The organism is aff. Roholtiella sp. LEGE 12411, assembly GCF_015206995.1.
Classification (GTDB): domain Bacteria; phylum Cyanobacteriota; class Cyanobacteriia; order Cyanobacteriales; family Nostocaceae; genus Komarekiella.
The window spans coordinates 1-20,997 of the sequence record NZ_JADEXR010000103.1; the positions used below are offsets into that span (position 1 = coordinate 1).

Below are 20,997 nucleotides of genomic sequence, written 5' to 3' on the forward strand. Positions count from 1 at the left end.
GGGCATTGGGGATGGGGCATTGGGCATTGGGCATTGGGGATGGGGCATTGGGCATTGGCTAAATTATTTAGTCACCAGTCCCCAATCCCCAGTTCAAGCTAGTTCTATACTATTTGCCAAAAGCATCTTTGATGCCATCAACAGTGCGTTCAACAGCATTCTTTGTGTTGTCTACTGCTTTCTGCGTGCGAGCTGCATCTTCCTCTGCTCTTTTCTCAATTCGAGCTGCATCTTTCTTGGCTTTGCGTTCAATAAAACTACCACTGTCTGTTGCTTGATCAACTTTAGCGGCATTTTTCTTTGCAGTTTGCTCAACTTTATCTGCCGTATCTCGGATGAAATTTTTAGCTCGTCCTGAATCTTCGCTGGCTTTGCTTTTAACTTGATCGCCTGCGTCTGCTGATGCCATTAAGGTTGCAGCAGGCTCAGCCATTGCTGAGGTGTTTGAGAAAAATGCACCGTGCCAAACAAAAGCGATCGCTGATACACAAAACATAGCTGTAGCCATCCAACGTCCTACCGTTGAAAGCCGTTTGATCAAGTAATTCAGTTTCATAGAATACAATCTGCATGAGATTTAGCTTACTATTTTTACTTCATCTGGTTTATCAGCCAAATCTTTCCTTAGACAGAGGTTTTATCGTCATAAGTTGTTAGATAAATTCACTCTTTCAATGGTTGTGTTGCAAACAATTTTGGTTGTGTTGCCAAAACCAGGTTAGAGAGAGAAATATATGTATAAATTAGAACTAATTTCATCCAGATGTTGGCAACTGCTGAGGAACCAACTACCGATGAGATTTATATTAATGGCGATCGCCTACTTTGCGACAAGAGTAATCCCAAGCTTAAGCGTCGTCTTGGCTATTTACCCGATGACTATCCGCTGTATGAGGATTTGACAGTCTGAGACTATTTAGATTATTTTGCGCGTTTGTATCGCTTGCGGGAACCGCGCCGCACTCAACGCCTACACGAAGTGTTAAAACTAATCCAACTTGGTAATAAACGCAATAGCCTAATTTCTACTCTGTCGCGAGGGATGAAACAGCGCTTGAGTCTAGCGCGAACCATTATCCATTTTTGGAGAAATTTTTCTATAATGCTCAATTTGGCAGACAAAATAGGCGATTGGAATCCGCAACTGTTGCGGAAACTTAAAGACATTCTGTAACTATTTGCGTATATCGGCGTTTAAAATTTGAAACGGCAAAAGCATCAGGATTTAACATGCTAAATATATCTACTCAAGACTTACGCCATGCTGCTATTCAGTTTTTACAACAAAGTCCTCCCCAGCGGCTACAAATTCTCAAGGAACTGGGTATAGCTCGTTATGAATTCTTAACTAAAATACGCCTAAACGAAGCAAATATAATTTGTATAATCCGGTTTTTACAGTATCCAAGTAAGCTTAAATTTCCTAATTTAATGGGAGCAGATTTATCTGGTTTAATTTTAGATGGGGTAAACTTCATCAAGGGAAATTTATCAGGAGCTAATCTGCAAGGTAGCAGTTTAGTTAATGCAGACCTATTATTTGTAAACTTTACAAGAGCCAACTTGAGAAATGCTGATTTAAGGTGTGCAACTGTAAATGAAACTATTTGGTTAGATACGTTAGTAGATGAATGCAAATTTGGCACAGGAATCGGATTGACAAAGCTGCAACGTCAAGATTTACAACGGCGAGGAGCTAGATTCAATCATTCAGATGATTTGGATTAAAAAACAAGATCAAAAATACCGTCAAGGAATTTTCAGGAACAAAAACCCTTTTAAAAGACAATTACAAAACCACAGATAAACAGAAATGCACACCGATGATTATCCATTTGAACCGAGCTAATTTCTTGAAACTTTGCAGCAGCTTGGACGTTAGACCCAAGTATGAACACACTTAAAAAGCTGGGTATGAACCAGCTTACTTTCACAATATTTGATTTGGGTGTAAGTCGCATCAGTGATAGATTGCTGTGTGAGGAGGATTCATGAAAAAATAAAAGGCGCTCACTATTAAAGCACAATACTAAAATTTTTCGGAATCATGCACTTAGGCGAAAAAGCGATCGCTTGCAAGTTATTATGAAAACTTTGAGAAATCATTGCACTAATTTGGGTAAATATCACAATCCCAAATCCACGGCAATACGATGAGCGCAAGCAAACCCAGAAAAAGCTACTGCATTTAACCCTTGTCCTGGGAAAGTGCTATCTCCCACACAATAAAGTCCTGGAACAGCGGTGCGATTAAACGGCATCCCCAACAGCCCACGCAACTTACGCCGGGGAATTGGCCCATAAGTGCCATCCTCACGACCCAAAAAGCGGCGATGGGTTCGCGGTGTTCCCACCTCTAGATAATCTAATCCGGCATCTAAACCTGGAAAAATCTTTTCTAGTCGGTCAATAATTCGCCAAGCTGCTTCTTCTTTCTTTGCCTCGTAATCATCTAGAGAAAGTGAGAGCCAATCATCAATCCAGTGAGGCGTGAAGGCATGGATGATGTGATATCCGGCTGGTGCTAAATCTGGGTCAAGTAATGTGGGAATCGAAACAAAAATTGTACCTTCCACTGCTGCCATCTTTTCCCAATCTTCGAGCAAAATATGATGGCACTCTGTTCCCCTAGGCAAAACTTCCGTTTTTACCCCCAGATGCAAACTCAAAAAGCTTGGTGATTTTTGATAGTTTTGTTGCCATTTTTTCTCATTATAGAGAATTTCAGTTGCTGGTAGTAATTGTTGAAAAGTATCCCAGCGTGTAGCATTAGAAACTATGCGTTTACCCCGATATACTTTCCCATTAGCCAGTTGCACACCCACGGCTTTTCCTTGTTCTGTAAGAATTTTGGTGACTCTAGATTGGTACTGAATCTTACCTCCAGCTTTCTCTAAACCCTCAACTAGTTTTTGGGCAATTTTTCCCACCCCGCCTTTCGGGTAATTAACTCCGCCGTAATGCCTGTCAGAGAAGACCATTCCAGCATTAATCATTGGTGTCATGTTAGCTGGAACTACCGACCAGCAATAACATTCCATATCGATAAATTTCAATAATTGGGGATCTTTGATGTAGCGGCGTGCCACATCACCAACGTTTTGGGGCAGATACTTGACTAAACCGAGACACGCCAAGGGATGCTGAAAAAATACCCGCATCAGATACCGAGGTTCTTCCAGCGACAGCAAATCCATGCTGTTGAGGCAGTTGAAAACCTTCCAGCATTCGTCATAAAAGCGACGAATCCCTTGTTCTTCATGACGAAAATAAGCAGCAAGATTTTGCAAAAACTTTTCATAAACCCGGTCAACTTTCAGGTCTAGACCTTGGGGCAGATGATAGTGAATCTGCACAGAATCGGCGATTGTCTGTTGGCTAACATTCACAGCGTCCAAGGCGCGAGTGAGTAAGTTGGTGGTGCCGTTGTGCCCCAAACCAAAAATCATCGATGCTCCAACATCGAATCGATAACCTTGGCGTTCAAAATAACCAGCGCTGCCACCGGGGATTAGATAACGTTCAAGTACTAGCACTTTAGCGCCCTTTGCTGCTAGCTGGGTTGCTGTCACTAATCCGCCAATACCAGAGCCAATCACAATTACGTCGTTTGTCATTTGTCGTTTGTCCTTTGTCCCCGAAGTTCAAAGTGGAGAAAGCCTCCACTCTGATTTTGCGCTCTGTTCAGACTTCTCTGTTTGTTATTTTCTTCTGACTAATGACAAAAAAAAGAGGGACGAGCCTGCTACCGCTGGCCAATCCCGTCTGCCGATCCTTAAAGAGAGGAGAACACTTTATAAGAGTATAGCCTCGATTGAGAATAAATGTCAATTATTAATGAAAATAGTTATCAATAATTTTAAGGGTATTGATTTTAGCTGTCAGTCGTAGGCAGGAAAGAGTATTATGATGTTTCAGTTCTTGTACAATAAAAAGTCGCCTAGTTCTGGCTATGACGCTACAACTGCGTGTTTATGTTCCACCCCATCCACTCATCAAGCACTGGCTAGCAGTTGCTCGTGATGCTGCTACACCTTCAGTATTATTCCGCAGTGCCATGACTGAGTTGGGAAGATGGCTGACTTATGAAGCTGCGCGAGACTGGCTACCAACCGAAGAAACAATGGTGCAGAGTCCCTTGGATTCCTGTCCAGCAACTTTGATTGATCCCCAGATACCTGTGGCAGTAGTGCCGATTCTGCGAGCTGGGCTAGGATTACTAGAAGGAGCGCAGACTTTATTGCCCTTAGCATCGATTTATCATCTTGGCTTGGTGCGAGATGAACAGACGCTGGAACCCTCGTGTTACCTAAACAAATTACCAGAAAAATTTGATCCTCAAACACGGGTGTTAATTACCGATCCGATGTTGGCGACGGGAGGGTCGATAATGACTGCAATGACAGAATTAACTAAACGAGGTGTTGATCCAGTTTTAACGCGGATTGTTTGCGTGGTGGCGGCTCCGCCAGCTTTGCAAAAACTGAGTGCTGCTTATCCAGGTTTAATTATTTATACGGCTGCTATCGACGAAAAACTCAACAGCAAGGGATATATTGTACCAGGATTGGGAGATGCAGGCGATCGCATCTTTGGGACTTAAGCTAGTATGCAGCTAAGGCAGCAAAATAGCTTAACTATATGTAACAGTTGCAAGGTTTTTTGAAGGCGGTAAAGATATGAGTCAGCGAGATGGTTTTGCCAGTGGTTTTGTCGCAGGGGCATTTTTTGGTAGCGTTGTTGGTGGTGTTCTAGGAGCAGTTATTGCTTCTCGACGCGATGTGGAATTGACAACTGAGGAGGACACAGAACTAACAGATAGCCAAGTCGAAGCTAAGAAAATATCAGCGAAACGGCGTCAGATGAAAGCCGCAGAAAATGAGGGTATAGGAATGGAAACAGCCCGGCGATCGCTAGAAGATAAAATTGCTCAGCTTAATGCCACAATTGATGAAGTGCGAAAGCAACTGGGGAATGTGAATGGTGGCTCACCACAGGTAATTAGCGATCGCTCCGTCACCAAAGACTCTTAAAGTTTGTTTAGACGTGGTGAAACTGTCAAGTGTGGTAAATGCGTAATCTGCATACACTATGACATCGGCTAAATTAAAATCAATGATAAGACCGCGTTTGAAACTTAGCAGGAAACCAAGCTATCTATGAGTTTACTGATTACGACACTAATTACCTTCATCACCTTTTACAGCTATTTGCTAATTGTTCGGGTTTTGTTGACCTGGTTCCCGACAATCAATTGGTATAATCAGCCATTTGCCGCCTTGGGACAAATAACTGATCCTTATCTAAATCTATTCCGCTCAATTATTCCTTCTTTAGGCGGCATAGATTTTTCTCCGATTTTAGCTTTCTTAGCGCTCAACTTAGCTGGTAGCTTACTTAGAGCCATTCCTTATTAATTAGCCTGCAATCTATTTGTACAGGGATTTTGATTACTACCCCAGTAAAGACTTTTGTAGAGACGTTAAGTGTAGAAGCGTCTCTACAGTCCTTATCTGTGTCCAAATTACTAATACTTTCAAGTTAATCCCAACAGACAGCTTACTTGCGGACTTGTCCGCTAAACCCAGCTGCCTTAAACTGCTTCAGCTTTAAAGGCAAGGGCTGATTAGCAGGTACAGAAATTCTCAATTCAAAATCGCTAGTACCTGGTGGTACTTCGGCAATAGAACCCAAGCGAGTACGGTTTTGCATGACTGAATCATTATTGGCATCATAGATGCGTCCAAAAATATCTGCGTCGTAGACTGTTTTATTAGTACCATTTTCTGCTTTGCCAATGACAATAAAGCAATTGGCAGCCGCAGAACCGCTACTAATAACTGCCCCTTGTGCCAGTTCTGGTGGACACTCCTTATAAGAAATATCAGATAGTTTAATCTGTGTCAGTGCTACAGCCGGGGGAATAATCATCCATGATATAAACGTGATGAAGCAGGAAATAAAGACAATTTTTATTAGTCCTGAGTACTGAGTCTTGAATTTTGAGTAGAAGGAATTCAATAAGGATACTATGCTATTTTTCTTTTCCATATCTCAAGATGGTGGTTACTAAAAGTAAGTAAACTTTGTACAGAGGAAAAAACTGCAACTAACTCGGCACGGACTAAACGCCCCGCTATCGCTAACGGCACTGTTTTTAACCTCAGCTTACCTGAATTTCACTACCAGAAGATTGGAGACTTTAATTTAACCTTGTAATAATTAGCGAAACAAATCCTCAATTACTATTAACTTATGACTCCAGATGAGATTGAAACAGTCTTGCAAGCAGCCTTTAATAGTTGTGATGCAATAGGCTGTCCTCTCACTGATATGCAGAAACAGATATTACTGCAAGTAGTCGAACGAATTCAAGGAAACTCTAACTCTGGGGCGTCAGATATTGGTAATCCCTTAGACGAACTTACACCAGAGGAATTAGAAACATTTTTACAGTTTGTTAAGGATGAGGAACTACGCAACCGCACTTGGAAAGTGCAATTACTCAACGACTGGTTAATGGAAAATGACTCTGGAACAGTACAATTTATCCGCCAGCGCTATGGTTTGCAGTGGCTGAATCGTGTTGAGTCATGCCATTTTGATAAGTATTCTTATTTTGAGGATGCATTGAAGCTGAGACTAGGCGATCGCATTGAAGTTTCTAATGCTCTCTGGGAATGGGTACAACAGGATGGGCCCTGTAAGCGCGAATGGTTTCCCTGTATGGTGATTCATATTGAGGAAATTAGCAATAGCGATGATTCCTCTACTAATTGCGTCGTCCGCTTCTACAACGGCGCTGAGTACAAAATTCAAGGAATCTATGAATGGAATCGCTACAATTGGCGCTGGCCGCAGAAGTAAAGTAGGGGAGTGGGGGAAGCAGAGGGAGAATAATTTTTGACCCTTGACCCTTGACCCTTGACCCTTGACACTTGACCCTTGACTCCCCATCACCCCAAGCCCAAGTGATTTCGCAAAGCTTGGCGCATTACGTCTACGGGCAAAGTTTCTTGCTGTAACCAGATTTTTAATGCTGCTAGCCCTTGTTGGACGAGCATTTCTAATCCATCGATCGCAATTGCACCTTGTTGTTGTGCTTGTTGGAGAAATTGCGTTGGTTTAGGAATATATATTAAATCGTAGGCGATCGCACCTGGCGGTAATTTCTTTATCTCTTCTGCACTCAAAGGTGACTCATTTACTTTGGGATGCATACCAATGGGAGTTGTGTTTACCAACAAATTAGCTTGCGGAATGAGTTTTATGAGTGCGTCCCATGTATGGACTTGCAAATTCTTGGCTGGCGGTGAATTACCCCAACTATTGCGGAATTCTTGTAATTTCTGCATGTTGCGCCCAACAACATGAATTTTGGCAAAACCGAGTTGGTGACAACCTGCAACAACAGCCCTCGCTGCGCCACCATTACCTAAAATTACCGCTACTTGCTGGCTCCAATCTTGGTGATATGTTGTTTGTAAAGGAGTGATAAATCCTTCTATATCCGTATTCGTACCCACCCATTGATGATTTTTACGACTAACAGTATTCACTGCGCCTATGGCTTGAGCGATGGGCGTAATTTCGGATAACAACGGCAATATTGCCTGTTTGTGAGGGATTGTCACACTAAAGCCGACAACATCAATAGCGGCGAATCCAGCGATCGCTATCTCTAAATTCTCTGGTTCTATAGGGAAAGGGAGATAAATGTAATCTAATCCTAATTGAGCGATCGCAGCATTATGCATCACTGGTGAGAGCGAATGTTCCACCGGATGGCCAATGACTCCTAGCAGTTGAGTTTTGCCTGTAATTAATATATTTGCCATTTGTCACTTGTACTGAGCTTGTCCTGAGCGTAGTCGTTGGCGTAGCCTCCCGTAGGGAAAGGCGAAGTCGTTGGCGCAGCCTCTCGTAGAGAAGTATTCATCATTTGTCATTAATTATTCTCTCCCCCACTCCTCTACTCCCCCACTCCCCTACTCCCCCACTTTGTGTTGTTCGAGTACTGGTAATTTGATGGCTAGTTTACAATTATTAGAAGTTACTTAATATTTCTTTATATCATGCAGGCAACTACAGCTTCCTCTACAAGCCCAATTCCTGGCAAATATTGGCAGTGGCGAGGACACAACATTTATTATGTGCGTGCGGGAGAGAAACAACTCCAACGTCCCCCCTTGCTATTGGTACATGGGTTTGGTGCTTCTACAGACCACTGGCGCAAGAATATCACAGGATTGTGTCAAGATTTTGAAGTATTTGCGATCGACCTTTTGGGGTTTGGACGCTCAGCAAAACCGAAATTGCAGTACAGCGGTGACTTGTGGCGCGACCAACTGAACGATTTTATCAGTGAAGTGATTGGTAAAAAAGCAGTATTAGCGGGGAACTCTCTTGGTGGCTATGCTTGCTTGTGTGTCGCAGCACAATGTCCTGACAGTGTGGCTGGTTTAGTTTTGCTCAACAGTGCTGGGCCCTTTGGCGAAAGTCAGCCGACATCTGAACCTGAAGCTTTACAATCAGAAATCCAAGCTCCCAAACAACCTGATCCTTTGCAGAAACTGCTAGGTGATAGTGTTAAGTGGATTTTGCAACAACCTTTAGCCCAGTTTGTGTTGTTTCAATACGTGCGACAGCGTTGGGTAATTCGCCAAACTTTAGAAAAAGTTTATCTTGACAAGAGCGCCATTACAGACCAATTGGTAGAGGAAATTTATCGCCCTGCTTACGATTCGGGTGCTTTGGATGTGTTTGTTTCAGTGTTTAGCACTCCTCAAGGAGAAAAAGTTGATGTGCTATTGAAACAATTAACTTGTTCTTTGCTGCTGTTGTGGGGAGAAGCTGATCCTTGGATGAATGCTAGAGAACGTTCTCAGAAGTTTCGTCAATATTATCCTGAACTCACAGAACATTTCCTGACGGCGGGTCATTGTCCTCACGATGAAGTACCCGATAGAGTAAACCCACTTTTACGTGATTGGGTTTTGTCTATTAAAAAGTAATTAGAACTTACGCACAAGTGACAGAAGAATCAAACCGCACAAGCACAGAGAAGCCAGTGCGTTGCGCTATCCGTTGGCGTAGCCCGCCGCATGTATCAAAACTTCTCCCTTCTCTACCAGAGGCTGCGCCAACGCGTAGCGTCTGTCTGCGACACGCTGCGCGAACGTAGAGAAGGGGAGACGCCAAGGGCGAACGGGGGGGGTTTCCTCTGTTGTAGCAACTGGCGAGTTTTGCGGGAACACAAGATAAACTTTTTAGTCATTAAGCAAGTAAGAATTGAATATCAAAGACTTACCTAAGAAATCAAAAGTCAAAAATCAGAATTAATTAATGGAAAAACTCTTAATTGTAGACCGCTAAATGTTTGATTCAGGGACAATAAAAACGTTGTTTTTTTATCCAACAATGACGTATAAATTACGTGTTCATTTGAACTCAGAATACTGAATTTTATTGAGATAATTCTATAAGCCAATCAGTTCAATTCTAGTTAACTCAACTTCAGTAGGCAGATGTAGATTTAGTAGGTGACATCAGCCTATTCTCGATAATTTTTAGATGTCGATAATGGCTGTAAGAGTCTATGCCTAGGCTTTTCGGAGAATATTTGATCATTTACAATCTCTACAAAGCGCAGGTCAAAAATTTATGGTTAATCTTACCATTCACATATTAATTATTTGAGTGGAAATAAGTTTATTTTAGATGCCTTATTCATAGCAATGATTTCGGCTGATGTTATAAGTTATATATAGATAATTATCGAAAATTAAATATGGTTTATACCTGAATTTTTAACGATCAGTTTTCCGGAATCATCCGCAACAAATTGGGATCTAACACTATCCAAAATAATCAAAAAAGGTGAGTTATGAATAATCAAAAATTCAAGAGAACATCTATGAACTTTGTCAAAGCTTTTCTGACTGCGGCTACACTGATAACGGCTTCTGTGGGTCCTGCTTTTGCTAACGAAAAAGTTGAAATTTTAGGTGCAGAATATGGTGGTAATGGCTGTCCTGAAGGATCTGCTAGTGTGAGTGTTAGTCCCGATGGTCAAGAGCTAAGTATTCTATTTGATCAGTTTATCGCTGTAGGTAATAAGGCAGAACAAAGACGCAAAAACTGTAACTTAAGCATTCCGATTAAAGTACCCCAAGGCTTCCAAATTTCCCTCTACGATGCTGATTATCGAGGCTATGTTGCTCCCGCCACAATTGGCAAACTCAGAGCAGAGTACTTTTTTGCTGGTCAGCGTGGCCCTGTTTTTTCTCGGACATTTAAAGGCGAAAGTGACTACAATGTTCGAGATCAGTTAGTGACTGTGGCTGATGTCTGGTCACGTTGTAGTGACAGTGTAAATATGCGGGTGAATGCTGCAATGACCGCTAGTGGTCAAGGGATTGCAACTGTTGACTCCTTTGACCTCGCCCACCGTGGTTTGGTTTATCACATCAAATATCGCCAGTGTCGTTAGGTCTTGTAAGGGTCTAAGGCGTAAATTAGGTTGATCAATGCGAGACCTAACATCAATTACGGTGTTAGGTTTCCTTGCGCCAACCCAACAAAGCCATTGCTCGCTCATATTATGTAAAGTGGCTGAAAATCCAAAAACCTGGTCAGGGTTGACCAGGTTTTCTCGAATTCACAATTTTCAAATGGTTTAACTTTGTAAGTAATTAAGAGTTGACAACTAAGGTGGACATAAAACTAACAAATTCAGCATTCTTAGGTTTTTCCGCTTTGGGATTTGGCTTTGCCTTTTAGCTGAGGCTTTTTTGCCACTTACATATATTCGTATGCTGATATTTGCCTGGGTTGATGACGGGGAACACCGAGCCATTTACCCATTTAGTTTGTTTTTGTTTTTTTGGTGTCCTAATATTTAAGTTATCACCTAGTTAGTGAGTTGCAACCCTTAGTTTACTAAAGTTGATGTTTTGTTGGGTTTTGCAATTATAGATGTTGGATATTCTACAAAACCACAAGTCAATTTACCAATTCACTCTAAAGTCTTGGTTTTCCATCGCATCCCAACGCGCATAAATAAAATTTATGCTACCCGTCAAATACTCAAGAGTATTGTTGCCTAATTAGCAAATATGTTTCTTTGGGAGGAAAACAATTTATCTCAAAGGCAGGATGAAAAACCTGAAAAATTCGCTCATCATGGCACTGAACCCAAAAGCTATGTTGTTGTCAATAAGCGGTGTATGTTTTTTGAATTCCAAGCAAAATAACAGTCATTCCAACTCTGTATTTGCAGCAGCAAGGCTTTTAGAAAACACAGGTGATGACGAAAATACGATGAACACAATCTATAGAGAACGTAAAATAGTTTCGCGTCTACTGGCAGTGCTGCTTTCAGCGTTGCTAACAGTTCCCTTGCTGAGTAGCTGCGGAGGAGGTTCCCGAACTGCTACGCCGCCACCTGTTGACGACACCATTGGTAGAAATGTGAGTAATCGTGTTCCTGTAAACCAACCCGAAGCGAAAAAGGGCTTGTCTACAGGTCAAAAAGTGGCAATTTTGGCGGGAGCCGCAGGACTTTACTACCTCTACAACAAACATAAGAATGCTCAAGGAGAAGGAGCAGAGGGTAAGTATTACCTTTCCAAGAACGGGCGTGTATATTACCGCGATGCTCAACACCGCGCTCACTGGGTAACTCCACCACGAGAAGGCATTCGAGTTCCGGAATCTGAGGCGCAAAAGTATCGGGAATTCCAGGGCTATAACGGGAGTTCCACAGGTCGCGATCTAAGTGGCATCACTTCAAGCGCAGCGCCGGCACTTTAAATAAGTAAAGTGTGTGTGTAAATGCAAAGCGACTTCCCAGAGGATAACGCCGATGGCGCACGTGGGACACATGAAATCAAATCAGGAGATAAATCATGGTAGATGACTTTTTGCGAAAGGCTAAGGATTTACTCTTGGGGACAAACGATGCTCAAGATGGTGAATATGGCGATCGCCAGGTACGTCCAGCTAGCGAAGATCCCTACGGCGACCCAGCAGACCAAGACTATTACGGCAATGTTCGCCCAGCTAGCGAAGATCCTTACGGTGATCCAGCAGACCAGGGAGCTTATGGCAACCTCACACCAGCCAGCGAAGACCCCTATGGCGACCCAGCAGACCAAGACTATTACGGCAATGTTCGCCCAGCCAGCGAAGACCCCTATGGCGACCCAGCGGATCAGGATTACCGCCGTTAATGCATAACTAATACCGATTCAATTAATGATTGCAACAAATCCTTTGGTAGAGACGTTGCAATGCAACGCCTCTACATGGTCTATCTGTCACATTCTTTTTTGAAATTGGTGAAATATGTTTTTGACGCGGGGATAAATTGTGGAATGACAAACAAGGCAGTAGATTTTGAAACTACTGCCTTTTGTTTTTGCTGAATATAATTGAGGCTGCCCAAAAGTTAGATGTTGCTACCCAAAATTTCCTGCGCTCGGTCTATATTTTTACGCACTGATTGAGCCGAAGCTCGCAAAGCTGCTTTTTCTTCATCGGTGAGATTCAATTGCAATACACTTTCAATGCCACCGCATCCCAAACGACAGGGAACGCCAATCACAATATCTTCTAATTCGTATTCACCTTGCAGATACGCCGCCACTGGTAACAATCTCGACTGATTCAGCAAAATCGATTCTACCATCACACTTGTGGCGGATGCTGGCGCAAAAAAAGCACCACCCGTCTGCATCAATTCCACAATTTCTGCACCACCGTTACGGGTTCTCTCTACCAATCGGTCAATTGTGGTTGCATCTAGCAATTCTGTGATGGGAATGCCGTTGACATTAGCATAACGAGACAAGGGAACCATCAAATCGCCGTGGCTACCCAATACCATCGCCTTGACATCAGCAGGCAAAACCCCCAATTCCAGAGCAATAAAGGTTTCAAAGCGAGCCGAGTCTAACACGCCAGCCATACCCATAATGCGATCGCGTGGTAAGCCAGTTGCTTGCCAAGCTAAATAAGTCATCACATCCAGGGGATTGGTAACGACAATAAAAATGGCATTAGGAGAGTGAGCGATCGCTCTTTTAGCTGCTTCCACTACAATCTTGGCATTAGTTTTCAGCAAGTCATCCCTACTCATACCTGGCTTACGAGGAATTCCAGCAGTAATCACCACAATTTGAGAACCAGATGTATCAGCATAGTTATTTGTGCCGATAATCTGGCGATTATGTAGTTCAATTCCCCTAGCTTCAGTCAAATCTAGGGCTAGTCCTTGAGGCATTCCCTCGACGATATCCAACAACACTACATCTGCCAGGTTTTTCTCCGCAATGCGTTGGGCTAAGGTACTACCAACTCTACCAGCACCAACGATGGTGACACGAGGTAAATTACACACAATTGGGGAGATAGAAGAAGACATAATTTGGGTGTAGAGTGCGATCTTTATGAAACTTTTGCAAGCAGGTTTGGTTTCTGTAGCTTCACATTTAAGCCGGAAAGCGTCTTAATATTACACATTTTCTAATGTACCCCTCCGCTTAAGCAAGCTAAACGCACCGTCAACTATAACAGAAGGTCATCAACAGTCAAGAGCCAAGGAGCAGTAGACGTTTGACACTTGACTCTTGACAGCCATAATGCATAACTACACAAACTAAATGAGTAACAGCTTATTTAAATTCTTCGAGTTGCTCCAGACGTAACCAAATGTTTGGTGTTGGAACTTTCCCAAACTTAACAAGGGCGTAATCACCTTTGACATCGACAATTTCGCCCTTGGTTTCAAATAAATAGGAAGGAAAGCGCGTATCACTAGCTTGTGCTTCTAGACTATTTTCCAATTTCTCGCGGACAGCGCGAACCATATCTCCTCTTTTGACTGCCATCAGTTCCCCTCTCAAGTTTGTAACTGGTTTTATTCAGGATTTTAGCTCGCGCTCAGGGGCAAAGGTACAAAGTGATTAGAAGAAAAAGGGGAGCAGGGGAAAATTCCTAACTCAGCACTCTAAAAGGGGAGCAAGAGAAAGACAGAATTAACGCTGACACTGTGGGCAAAAGTGACTAGATCGTCCAGCTAACCTAATCCGCACAATTGCTGTGTCACAAACTCGACAGGGTTCTCCAGCGCGATTGTAAACCCATGCAACACCGCCATAGTTGCCATTTACACCTTTTACATTTAGGAAGTTGCTAAAAGTCGTACCACCAGCTTCAATGCTGGTTTCTAGTACTTGAATAATAGCTGTTCGCAAACGCTCAATTTGCTTTGGCTGCAAATCTATACATAGAGTTTCGGGTAACACTCCACTCTTGAACAGTGCTTCATCGGCATAGATGTTACCTAATCCTGCTACCACAGACTGATCCAGTAGCGCAGTCTTAATTGGACGGCGGCGGTTTTGGAGTTTGAGAGCTAGATACTCAATGGTGAATTCAGGTGAAAATGGGTCTGCTGCTAGTTTTGCTAAACCTGTAATGATACTTTCTACAGCAATACCAGGAGGAACCCACCACATTTTACCGAAGGTGCGCTGGTCAATGAAGCGCAATTCCTGCTGATCTCCAAAGAATATTCTGACCCGTGTGTGCTTGTGCAATGGTTCATCTCGATGCAACCACAGTAATTGACCAGTCATTCGCAGATGAACCCCTAGCCAGGTAGCGACAGGAGATGAGGGGGAGAGTTCAGCTAGGAGATATTTGCCACGACGATGCCAGGTAGCGATGGCACTCCCTTTAATACCAGCAATAAATTCACCTACAGAAAACGGGTAGGCAATGGTGCGATCGAGCAACACATCTCCACCCGTAATTTCTTGGTTGAGGGTCAATTGATTTAGACCCCGCCGGACTGTTTCAACTTCAGGCAATTCAGGCATTCAAGCTGATTGAGCAAGCAATTTGATGTATTTGTAAGAGAAGACATGGATAAGTATGTAAACACCCGTAATTAACTTACCCTACTCTCAAAAATAAACCGTAAATCCCCATAGGGTGGCTTTTCTCAGAGTAGGTAGGCTGGGATAAAGAATGAAAGAACTGAAAGTTCCATACTCCATATTCCACGTTTGATACTTTCCTTCATCATCCCATTAAATAATCTCCTTATGGCTTGGCTGCTTCTTTTTTCGGCTTAGCCTTTGGTGCTTCTACCTCAAATAATTCATCCTCAGCAAAGTTATTGGTATTGATACCAGCGTAATTGACCTTCTCAAACCGGACAATTACTGGATATTTGATACCGCTTTGGTCAATAGAAGCCACGGTTCCTACATCCTGAAACCAGTAGGATTCTGGGCGGAGAATACGTACTTTAGAACCACGTTGAGCCATGAGTATTTTCCCTTTTAATTATCAATCGCCAATATATAGGGCTAATTGATTTCACTCTACAACCTGAAGGTATCAGCAAGAGGTTTTATTAAGTTATTTGTCATTGGGCATTGGGTATTGGGTATGGGCATTGGGCATGGGGCATTGGGCATTGGGTATTGGGTATTGGGTATTGGGCATGGGTATTGGGCATTGGGCATGGGGTATTGGGCATTGGGTATTGGGTATTGGGCATTGGCATCCGTGAAATTTTAAAATAAAGTGCATTTTGTCAATCAGTTAAAATACTCAAAATAGTCTTATTGAAAATGATAATCGCGTGGGGGAGAGGAGGAACGAGGCAGAGGGGAAAGACTTACTGCTACTCCTCCACTCCCCGACTCCCCCACTCCTCCACTCCCTCATCTCAAATATAAAAAACTGTTAGATATGACTTGACAAAGTACATGTAATCATATACCTTCAACGCAAACAGTACTTTCGTTCAAGCTTATGCTTTGCTCAAAACAAACACACTGCCCTCATTACCTCTGCCAATCCGCAGATTGTTATCTATATAGGTAATGTCTAACCAGCCCTGCTGTGTATCACTATTTAGGGCAGTATCAATAGCCGCAAATTTTTTACCATTTTCAATTTCTTGGATAAAAGTTGCCGGAGAATTGTATCCTATTAAACGTTGTAATCCGACAATAGACCGCTCGAAGTTCACTTGGACGCGACGACCTGAAACTGGCTCAAATTTGGCAGCAACGCTGACTAATCCTTCAATATAAGGTAAGCCATAAATCTCAGCTATGTTGTAAACGCTGTTCGTTTCTATCCGGATACACTGATAAATTTGACCCAGTTTGCACAAAGGTATGCGATCTAGGTTTAATATACCCTTGCTAGTAGTGTATAGTAATCGCCAATCGCCATCTAGCAAATTGCTAGCTTCCACCGGACGTGGTGTAGGATTAAGGTCTTCTAAATTGGCGATCGCTGCTAAGATAGCTTGTTTCTGTTGCTCAGTTGCAAGTATTCCGCGATTTGTCCCAGCGATCGCATCTATAAGGGCCGCTTTTCCAATCATTGCTTTTCACCTTAAAAATCATTCATTTTCAATGAGCATAAACAAGATATTAATGTCCCGTGTATACAGCCGCACAAATCACTAAAAACCGCCATCCATTTGGCATACGGCTATCAAAGAAAAAATTTCTATCCGATTGCGGATTTCTAAACCAACCAGTTGAATGAATAACTAAATTAGCCCGTATCAAGTGATAGACTCTAAATGTCAAGTTACGTAAACCTTTGGTAAACCTTTTCTTGTCTTCGTCGATATGCTGAATTCTCCATTACGTGAAGAACCCCGTAACCAGCGAGCTGCTGTAATTCCATTAAAACAAGAGTCCTCCATCTTGGATTGGTTGCAATCCGGCGATCGTCTTATAGTGCGTGACGTTCACGAACCGAATTTTCTGGATGACGAAGAAGAAATAGAGTCGCTAATGGGTGTAGAAGATGGTATTGGCGACTATGATCTTGACGATGATGACGATATAGCCATAGCTGAGGATTAGCCTTTTCAGTCTGGGGACTCGGTGGTATCCTTAGTTCCTGATATTCAGTTTTGCAAGTGTGGAGTGAAGGAACATTTCTGTGGACGCTAAATTATCTCCTGAGCAAGGATTAAACATTTCTGGGATCGCTCTAGCCTCTTTATTAGCGGTAGGGCTGGGTGTTGCAGCGTTTTTTTGGGATTGGGTGGGAAATAGAGTGCCTTGGCAAAGTACCTCATTAACCCTACCACTATTATTGTGTGCCTTGGGAGCAGGTATTGCAGGCTATTGGGTAATACCTCTGCTGCAAGTACTTAAAACAGGGCAAATAATTCGTGAAGATGGCCCCCAAGCTCATCTAAAAAAAGCAGGTACTCCAACGATGGGGGGCATATTTTTTATACCAGTGGCTGTAATAGCTGCCTGTATAATGTCTAACTTTGCTAAAGAGGTGCTTGCAGTTTCCGCATTGACACTCAGCTACGGATTTATTGGCTGGATAGATGACTGGCAAATTCTGCGCCGGAAGTCAAATAAAGGTATATCCCCTAAGATGAAACTAGCTTTGCAAATCATTTTTGCAGCAGTGTTTTGTCTATGGCTGATGTTTAATCAGCCTTCTAATATTACAAATATTGCCTTGCCTTGGGTGAGTCTTTCACTACCATTAGGATTACTATTCTGGCCTTTGGCTGGCTTTGTATTGGTTGCAGAAAGTAATGCTACTAATTTAACTGATGGTATTGATGGCTTAGCAGCAGGGACAGTAGCGATCGCTTTACTAGCACTAGGGGCTTTGATTGCACCTACATCACCAGGATTGATGGTATTTTGTGCTGCTTTAAGTGGTAGTTGCTTAGGTTTCTTAGCTCATAACCGTAACCCAGCTCGTGTTTTCATGGGAGATACTGGTTCTCTAGCACTAGGAGGCGCTCTAGCTGCTGTAGCACTATTAACTAACAGCTTAGTAGCACTGTTCATTCTTAGCGGAATCTTCTTTGTAGAAACTCTTTCTGTGATGGCGCAGGTAAGTTATTATAAAGCCACCAAAGGCCCCGATGGTAAAGGCAAGCGTCTCTTCAAAATGGCACCCTTACACCATCATCTAGAACTTACTGGTTGGTCAGAACTGCAAGTGGTTTCCGTATTTTATATAATTGCTACTATTTTGGCTGCCATCTGTTTAGCGTAGACGCAGCCCGCCGCAGGCATCGCTCCATTCTGAATCTTTTAAAAGAATTTAGAAGTCCAATTGACAACCTCCCTAGATGCGGAGGTTGTTTTTTATTCAAAGCGGCGGGAAACCTTGTCTGCTTGGGGCATAGAGCATAAAGCATAGAAAATAATTACCAATACCCAATTCCCCATTCCCAATTCCCCAATTCCCTATTTACGCATCTGACCTACCAAGTGAGAGAGTTCTGGTAATATAAGTCTTTCCATCGCAAGTCGCACAGCATTACTGGAACCCGGAACAGAAAAGATTAATTTATTTTGATAAACACCAGCGACAGCGCGAGAGGCGATCGCACGCGAACCAATTTCTTGATAACTTAAATAGCGAAACAACTCTCCAAATCCAGGCAAAGTTTTCTCTAGTAAGTTCTCAATAGCATCGTAAGTGGTATCTTTCGGTGCAATACCTGTGCCACCATTAAAAATTACAGCATCCAAATTCGAGCTTCTACCTAGCTGTTCTATCTGCCCTTTAATTTGTGTTGGTTCATCTTTAATAATTGTGTAGGCTCCTACGGGATGATTAGCATTAAGGAGTAATTGCTGGATTAGTTGACCACTGTTGTCTGTTTCTGGGGAGCGTGTATCGCTGACGGTAACAACAGCGCAAGTTACAGTAATTCCAAGCAAGTCTGGGTGGGGTTGTTGCGTCATGCTTTTTATTATTTGTCAGTGGTCAGTTATTTCTTTATATACTGCTGACCACTAATTAGTTACTGGCTTAAGCTTTGCTGAGTCCAAGACCGTTTTCATCGGCGTACCGTTCCATGAAGCGCATAAAGCGATCCCATTCTTCGGCGGATTTCATCAAGTAAAGTGCTTCTAATGCTTCAGGTTTACCGTTGACAAATTTACCCTTAACTTCGCGGGTAATTATTTCCCCTTCTTCGTCAATCATGTACATTCCGGTGATGTCGTCGGTGCTGTTTTGTCCTAAAATATTAGGATTTGTAAAAATAAACGTCGCTGTACCACTGTCGCCAGTACGCGATCGCGTCAAGCGCACCTCTGGAATTACTTCTTCGTCAATACCTCTAGAAAACTGAATTTTCGCCATGATGAAAGAATTTAAACTTTTGTGATGGTTAATTTAATATTCTCTCATTATTTAGAACTTCAAGTCTAAAGGCTACTGATATTCATTTTTTACGCATTTATATTTAAACTGCTTCACGTTCAAGCAACAAAGTTACAGGGCCATCATTTTCAATTGTAACTTGCATCATTGCACCAAATTGACCTTTTTCCACCTGCAAACCACTACCTTGCAACTTCGTAACAAAACGATTATACAAATATAAAGCTAATGGCGGGCTAGCTGAACTTTCAAAAGAAGGACGGCGACCTTTACGACAGTCGCCGTAAAGTGTAAACTGACTGACTACCAGTAATTCACCGCCAATTTCTTGGACAGATTTTTGCCATTTATCGTCTTTTTTTTCATCAGGAAATAGCCGTAATTCCAAACATTTACGCGCCATCCAATCGATTTGAACATCAGTATCAGTATCGGCAATACCTACGAGCAAGTTTAGCCCTCGCCCAATTTTGCCAACAATTTCGCCATTAACAGTCACTAGAGATGATTTGACTCGCTGGATGAGCACGCGCATAAAGATCAGGTTGATGAACCTTTTTGACGGCTAATTACATGCACACAATATAACTCGTCGAACTCACATAAAAAAAAAGGAGCTGTATCCCAGCGATCGCTTCACTTAACACTACTCAACTACAATAGAGATAGACTTTGTTGAGATTTGTATCGTTAGGGATTAGCTGTCATGGCTCCCGCCGTTTTAATTCAAAATCTGCAAAAACGCTATGGTACTGTGGTCGCCGTCAAGGATATTTCCTTTCAGGTGGAACCAGGAGAAATATTTGGTTTACTTGGCCCCAACGGTGCTGGGAAAACCACAACTCTGCGTGCCTTGTGTACTCTCACCACACCAGATGCTGGTAAAATCGAAGTATCTGGTATCTCTGTTTTAGATCATCCTAAACAGGCAAGACAACGGCTAGGTTATGTAGCCCAGGAAGTCGCTTTAGATAAGGTGCTAACTGGAAAAGAATTGCTGCAATTGCAAGCGTCCCTTTATCATATCCCAGGCGCAATAGCTAAGCAGCGTATTGACACAGTAATGAATTTACTTGGTTTACAAGAATACGCTAATAAAAAGACAGGAACCTACTCTGGTGGTTTACGCAAGCGCCTCGACTTGGCTGCTGGATTGCTCCATGCACCGGATGTACTAGTGTTGGATGAGCCGACGGTAGGGCTTGACATAGAAAGCCGTTTTGTAGTGTGGGACTTCTTGCGGAAGCTACGCGCTTCTGGAACAACGGTATTAATTACCAGCCACTATTTAGAAGAGGTTGACGCGTTAGCTGATCGCGTAGCAATTATTGATCGTGGCGTTGTAATAGCCTCTGGTACACCCTCACAGTTAAAAGATCAGGTAGGAGGCGATCGCATCACTTTGCGAATCCGTGAGTTTTCCCCCAGCGAGGAAGCGGAAAAAGCCAAAAACCTCCTGCAACCTTTACCGTTTGTGCAAGAAGTCATCATCAACAGCGCTCAAGGTAATTCCCTCAACTTGGTGGTGACTCCTCAAAATGATGTTCTCATTAGCATACAGCAAGCATTAAATACCGCTGGCTTGCCTATTTTTGGCATTGCCCAATCTCGTCCTAGTCTTGATGATGTTTACCTTGCTGCTACAGGACGCACGCTAATGGATGCGGAACTAGCAGCAGTTGCCAATCGTGATCCCAAAGCTGAGAAAAAGCAGAATATGAGATAGGGGCATGGCGAATGGGGACTGGGAAAGAATTCTTTTAATCCCCAACCCAATGCCCAATGCCCAATGCCCAA

General features: G+C 42.8%; 26 protein-coding genes and 1 pseudogene. 14 read left to right on the plus strand and 13 right to left on the minus strand.

Annotated features, from left to right (window positions below; all coding sequences use genetic code 11):
• Window positions 1-109 precede the first annotated feature (109 nt).
• Window positions 110-556, minus strand: coding sequence for a hypothetical protein (locus IQ246_RS20150; protein WP_194005116.1), 447 nt, complete (start codon window positions 554-556; stop codon window positions 110-112).
• A 189-nt stretch (window positions 557-745) separates the two neighbouring features.
• On the opposite strand from IQ246_RS20150, the pseudogene IQ246_RS20155 reads away from it, so the two are divergent.
• Both IQ246_RS20155 and IQ246_RS20160 read left to right on the plus strand, forming a co-directional pair.
• A pseudogene (locus tag IQ246_RS20155) lies at window positions 746-1,081 on the plus strand (ATP-binding cassette domain-containing protein); the annotation flags it as partial.
• Window positions 1,082-1,230: 149 nt separating this feature from the next.
• The gene (locus tag IQ246_RS20160) at window positions 1,231-1,728 is read left to right on the plus strand and encodes a pentapeptide repeat-containing protein (protein ID WP_194005117.1); all 498 of its coding nucleotides are present in this window, start codon (window positions 1,231-1,233) and stop codon (window positions 1,726-1,728) included.
• A gap of 398 nt (window positions 1,729-2,126) precedes the next feature.
• Here the strand turns inward: IQ246_RS20160 and crtH are convergent, their stop codons facing one another.
• Entirely contained in the window at window positions 2,127-3,617 is a 1,491-nt protein-coding gene (gene crtH, locus IQ246_RS20165; RefSeq protein ID WP_194005118.1) for a carotenoid isomerase, read from the minus strand.
• A 335-nt stretch (window positions 3,618-3,952) separates the two neighbouring features.
• Here crtH and upp point away from each other — a divergent pair, with 335 nt between their 5' ends.
• From upp to IQ246_RS20180, 3 genes are all read left to right on the plus strand, one after another.
• Window positions 3,953-4,603, plus strand: a complete 651-nt coding sequence (gene upp / locus IQ246_RS20170) for a uracil phosphoribosyltransferase (RefSeq protein ID WP_194005119.1) — start codon at window positions 3,953-3,955, stop codon at window positions 4,601-4,603.
• Window positions 4,604-4,679: 76 nt separating this feature from the next.
• Window positions 4,680-5,033, plus strand: a complete 354-nt coding sequence (locus IQ246_RS20175) for a hypothetical protein (protein ID WP_194005120.1) — start codon at window positions 4,680-4,682, stop codon at window positions 5,031-5,033.
• Between the two features lie 126 nt (window positions 5,034-5,159).
• On the plus strand, window positions 5,160-5,417 hold the full coding sequence (locus IQ246_RS20180; RefSeq protein WP_194005121.1) for a YggT family protein: 258 nt from the start codon (window positions 5,160-5,162) through the stop codon (window positions 5,415-5,417).
• 142 nt (window positions 5,418-5,559) lie between these two features.
• Here the strand turns inward: IQ246_RS20180 and IQ246_RS20185 are convergent, their stop codons facing one another.
• The gene (locus IQ246_RS20185; RefSeq protein WP_194005122.1) at window positions 5,560-5,931 is read right to left on the minus strand and encodes a hypothetical protein; all 372 of its coding nucleotides are present in this window, start codon (window positions 5,929-5,931) and stop codon (window positions 5,560-5,562) included.
• A gap of 324 nt (window positions 5,932-6,255) precedes the next feature.
• On the opposite strand from IQ246_RS20185, the gene IQ246_RS20190 reads away from it, so the two are divergent.
• The gene (locus tag IQ246_RS20190; RefSeq protein WP_194005123.1) at window positions 6,256-6,867 is read left to right on the plus strand and encodes a hypothetical protein; all 612 of its coding nucleotides are present in this window, start codon (window positions 6,256-6,258) and stop codon (window positions 6,865-6,867) included.
• A gap of 89 nt (window positions 6,868-6,956) precedes the next feature.
• Here IQ246_RS20190 and IQ246_RS20195 read toward each other — a convergent pair whose 3' ends face one another.
• Window positions 6,957-7,838, minus strand: a complete 882-nt coding sequence (locus IQ246_RS20195; protein WP_194005124.1) for a shikimate dehydrogenase — start codon at window positions 7,836-7,838, stop codon at window positions 6,957-6,959.
• Between the two features lie 237 nt (window positions 7,839-8,075).
• On the opposite strand from IQ246_RS20195, the gene IQ246_RS20200 reads away from it, so the two are divergent.
• Entirely contained in the window at window positions 8,076-9,014 is a 939-nt protein-coding gene (locus IQ246_RS20200; protein WP_194005125.1) for an alpha/beta fold hydrolase, read from the plus strand.
• 7 nt (window positions 9,015-9,021) lie between these two features.
• Here the strand turns inward: IQ246_RS20200 and IQ246_RS20205 are convergent, their stop codons facing one another.
• Entirely contained in the window at window positions 9,022-9,201 is a 180-nt protein-coding gene (locus tag IQ246_RS20205) for a hypothetical protein (protein WP_194005126.1), read from the minus strand.
• Between the two features lie 685 nt (window positions 9,202-9,886).
• Between IQ246_RS20205 and IQ246_RS20210 the strand changes: the two genes are divergently transcribed.
• The 3 genes from IQ246_RS20210 (at window position 9,887) to IQ246_RS20220 (ending at window position 12,233) form a co-directional block, all read left to right on the plus strand.
• Window positions 9,887-10,492 carry a DUF4360 domain-containing protein gene (locus IQ246_RS20210; RefSeq protein ID WP_194005127.1) on the plus strand — a complete coding sequence of 202 codons (606 nt, stop codon included), beginning with the start codon at window positions 9,887-9,889 and terminating at the stop codon, window positions 10,490-10,492.
• Between the two features lie 830 nt (window positions 10,493-11,322).
• Window positions 11,323-11,814: a hypothetical protein gene (locus tag IQ246_RS20215; protein WP_194005140.1), complete on the plus strand. Its 492-nt coding sequence runs from the start codon at window positions 11,323-11,325 to the stop codon at window positions 11,812-11,814.
• 95 nt (window positions 11,815-11,909) lie between these two features.
• A complete protein-coding gene (locus tag IQ246_RS20220) occupies window positions 11,910-12,233 on the plus strand; it encodes a translation initiation factor (protein WP_194005128.1) in 324 nt (107 codons plus the stop codon).
• A gap of 218 nt (window positions 12,234-12,451) precedes the next feature.
• Here the strand turns inward: IQ246_RS20220 and mdh are convergent, their stop codons facing one another.
• The 4 genes from mdh to IQ246_RS20240 form a co-directional block, all read right to left on the minus strand.
• The gene (gene mdh / locus IQ246_RS20225) at window positions 12,452-13,426 is read right to left on the minus strand and encodes a malate dehydrogenase (RefSeq protein WP_194005129.1); all 975 of its coding nucleotides are present in this window, start codon (window positions 13,424-13,426) and stop codon (window positions 12,452-12,454) included.
• A 250-nt stretch (window positions 13,427-13,676) separates the two neighbouring features.
• Complete coding sequence (locus IQ246_RS20230) at window positions 13,677-13,892, minus strand: NAD(P)H-quinone oxidoreductase subunit O (RefSeq protein WP_194005130.1); 216 nt, start codon at window positions 13,890-13,892, stop codon at window positions 13,677-13,679.
• Window positions 13,893-14,039: 147 nt separating this feature from the next.
• Entirely contained in the window at window positions 14,040-14,885 is an 846-nt protein-coding gene (locus IQ246_RS20235) for a DNA-formamidopyrimidine glycosylase (protein ID WP_194005131.1), read from the minus strand.
• Between the two features lie 226 nt (window positions 14,886-15,111).
• Window positions 15,112-15,339, minus strand: coding sequence for a photosystem I reaction center subunit IV (locus IQ246_RS20240; RefSeq protein ID WP_194005132.1), 228 nt, complete (start codon window positions 15,337-15,339; stop codon window positions 15,112-15,114).
• 103 nt (window positions 15,340-15,442) lie between these two features.
• Between IQ246_RS20240 and IQ246_RS20245 the strand changes: the two genes are divergently transcribed.
• Window positions 15,443-15,586, plus strand: coding sequence for a hypothetical protein (locus IQ246_RS20245; RefSeq protein ID WP_194005141.1), 144 nt, complete (start codon window positions 15,443-15,445; stop codon window positions 15,584-15,586).
• Window positions 15,587-15,829: 243 nt separating this feature from the next.
• On the opposite strand, the gene IQ246_RS20250 is transcribed toward IQ246_RS20245, so the two are convergent.
• Window positions 15,830-16,414: a PAP/fibrillin family protein gene (locus IQ246_RS20250; protein ID WP_194005133.1), complete on the minus strand. Its 585-nt coding sequence runs from the start codon at window positions 16,412-16,414 to the stop codon at window positions 15,830-15,832.
• Window positions 16,415-16,667: 253 nt separating this feature from the next.
• On the opposite strand from IQ246_RS20250, the gene IQ246_RS20255 reads away from it, so the two are divergent.
• Window positions 16,668-16,907, plus strand: coding sequence for a DUF3134 domain-containing protein (locus IQ246_RS20255; RefSeq protein ID WP_194005134.1), 240 nt, complete (start codon window positions 16,668-16,670; stop codon window positions 16,905-16,907).
• Between the two features lie 79 nt (window positions 16,908-16,986).
• Window positions 16,987-18,078 carry a phospho-N-acetylmuramoyl-pentapeptide-transferase gene (mraY, locus tag IQ246_RS20260; protein ID WP_194005135.1) on the plus strand — a complete coding sequence of 364 codons (1,092 nt, stop codon included), beginning with the start codon at window positions 16,987-16,989 and terminating at the stop codon, window positions 18,076-18,078.
• 194 nt (window positions 18,079-18,272) lie between these two features.
• Here mraY and IQ246_RS20265 read toward each other — a convergent pair whose 3' ends face one another.
• The 3 genes from IQ246_RS20265 to dtd form a co-directional block, all read right to left on the minus strand.
• On the minus strand, window positions 18,273-18,776 hold the full coding sequence (locus tag IQ246_RS20265) for a molybdenum cofactor biosynthesis protein B (protein WP_194005136.1): 504 nt from the start codon (window positions 18,774-18,776) through the stop codon (window positions 18,273-18,275).
• A 67-nt stretch (window positions 18,777-18,843) separates the two neighbouring features.
• Window positions 18,844-19,179: a photosystem II reaction center protein Psb28 gene (psb28, locus tag IQ246_RS20270; RefSeq protein WP_194005137.1), complete on the minus strand. Its 336-nt coding sequence runs from the start codon at window positions 19,177-19,179 to the stop codon at window positions 18,844-18,846.
• A gap of 103 nt (window positions 19,180-19,282) precedes the next feature.
• Window positions 19,283-19,735, minus strand: a complete 453-nt coding sequence (gene dtd, locus IQ246_RS20275; RefSeq protein ID WP_194005138.1) for a D-aminoacyl-tRNA deacylase — start codon at window positions 19,733-19,735, stop codon at window positions 19,283-19,285.
• 171 nt (window positions 19,736-19,906) lie between these two features.
• Here dtd and IQ246_RS20280 point away from each other — a divergent pair, with 171 nt between their 5' ends.
• Window positions 19,907-20,926 carry an ABC transporter ATP-binding protein gene (locus tag IQ246_RS20280; RefSeq protein ID WP_194005139.1) on the plus strand — a complete coding sequence of 340 codons (1,020 nt, stop codon included), beginning with the start codon at window positions 19,907-19,909 and terminating at the stop codon, window positions 20,924-20,926.
• Window positions 20,927-20,997 lie beyond the last annotated feature (71 nt).

Bases quoted from the DNA above. Each gene is read 5' to 3' on its own strand.
- IQ246_RS20150 (WP_194005116.1), bottom strand. From the start codon at position 556: ATGAAACTGAATTACTTGATCAAACGGCTTTCAACGGTAGGACGTTGG.
- IQ246_RS20160 (WP_194005117.1), top strand. From the start codon at position 1,231: ATGCTAAATATATCTACTCAAGACTTACGCCATGCTGCTATTCAGTTT.
- crtH (WP_194005118.1), bottom strand. From the start codon at position 3,617: ATGACAAACGACGTAATTGTGATTGGCTCTGGTATTGGCGGATTAGTG.
- upp (WP_194005119.1), top strand. From the start codon at position 3,953: ATGACGCTACAACTGCGTGTTTATGTTCCACCCCATCCACTCATCAAG.
- IQ246_RS20175 (WP_194005120.1), top strand. From the start codon at position 4,680: ATGAGTCAGCGAGATGGTTTTGCCAGTGGTTTTGTCGCAGGGGCATTT.
- IQ246_RS20180 (WP_194005121.1), top strand. From the start codon at position 5,160: ATGAGTTTACTGATTACGACACTAATTACCTTCATCACCTTTTACAGC.
- IQ246_RS20185 (WP_194005122.1), bottom strand. From the start codon at position 5,931: ATGATTATTCCCCCGGCTGTAGCACTGACACAGATTAAACTATCTGAT.
- IQ246_RS20190 (WP_194005123.1), top strand. From the start codon at position 6,256: ATGACTCCAGATGAGATTGAAACAGTCTTGCAAGCAGCCTTTAATAGT.
- IQ246_RS20195 (WP_194005124.1), bottom strand. From the start codon at position 7,838: ATGGCAAATATATTAATTACAGGCAAAACTCAACTGCTAGGAGTCATT.
- IQ246_RS20200 (WP_194005125.1), top strand. From the start codon at position 8,076: ATGCAGGCAACTACAGCTTCCTCTACAAGCCCAATTCCTGGCAAATAT.
- IQ246_RS20210 (WP_194005127.1), top strand. From the start codon at position 9,887: ATGAATAATCAAAAATTCAAGAGAACATCTATGAACTTTGTCAAAGCT.
- IQ246_RS20215 (WP_194005140.1), top strand. From the start codon at position 11,323: ATGAACACAATCTATAGAGAACGTAAAATAGTTTCGCGTCTACTGGCA.
- IQ246_RS20220 (WP_194005128.1), top strand. From the start codon at position 11,910: ATGGTAGATGACTTTTTGCGAAAGGCTAAGGATTTACTCTTGGGGACA.
- mdh (WP_194005129.1), bottom strand. From the start codon at position 13,426: ATGTCTTCTTCTATCTCCCCAATTGTGTGTAATTTACCTCGTGTCACC.
- IQ246_RS20230 (WP_194005130.1), bottom strand. From the start codon at position 13,892: ATGGCAGTCAAAAGAGGAGATATGGTTCGCGCTGTCCGCGAGAAATTG.
- IQ246_RS20235 (WP_194005131.1), bottom strand. From the start codon at position 14,885: ATGCCTGAATTGCCTGAAGTTGAAACAGTCCGGCGGGGTCTAAATCAA.
- IQ246_RS20240 (WP_194005132.1), bottom strand. From the start codon at position 15,339: ATGGCTCAACGTGGTTCTAAAGTACGTATTCTCCGCCCAGAATCCTAC.
- IQ246_RS20250 (WP_194005133.1), bottom strand. From the start codon at position 16,414: ATGATTGGAAAAGCGGCCCTTATAGATGCGATCGCTGGGACAAATCGC.
- IQ246_RS20255 (WP_194005134.1), top strand. From the start codon at position 16,668: ATGCTGAATTCTCCATTACGTGAAGAACCCCGTAACCAGCGAGCTGCT.
- IQ246_RS20265 (WP_194005136.1), bottom strand. From the start codon at position 18,776: ATGACGCAACAACCCCACCCAGACTTGCTTGGAATTACTGTAACTTGC.
- psb28 (WP_194005137.1), bottom strand. From the start codon at position 19,179: ATGGCGAAAATTCAGTTTTCTAGAGGTATTGACGAAGAAGTAATTCCA.
- dtd (WP_194005138.1), bottom strand. From the start codon at position 19,735: ATGCGCGTGCTCATCCAGCGAGTCAAATCATCTCTAGTGACTGTTAAT.
- IQ246_RS20280 (WP_194005139.1), top strand. From the start codon at position 19,907: ATGGCTCCCGCCGTTTTAATTCAAAATCTGCAAAAACGCTATGGTACT.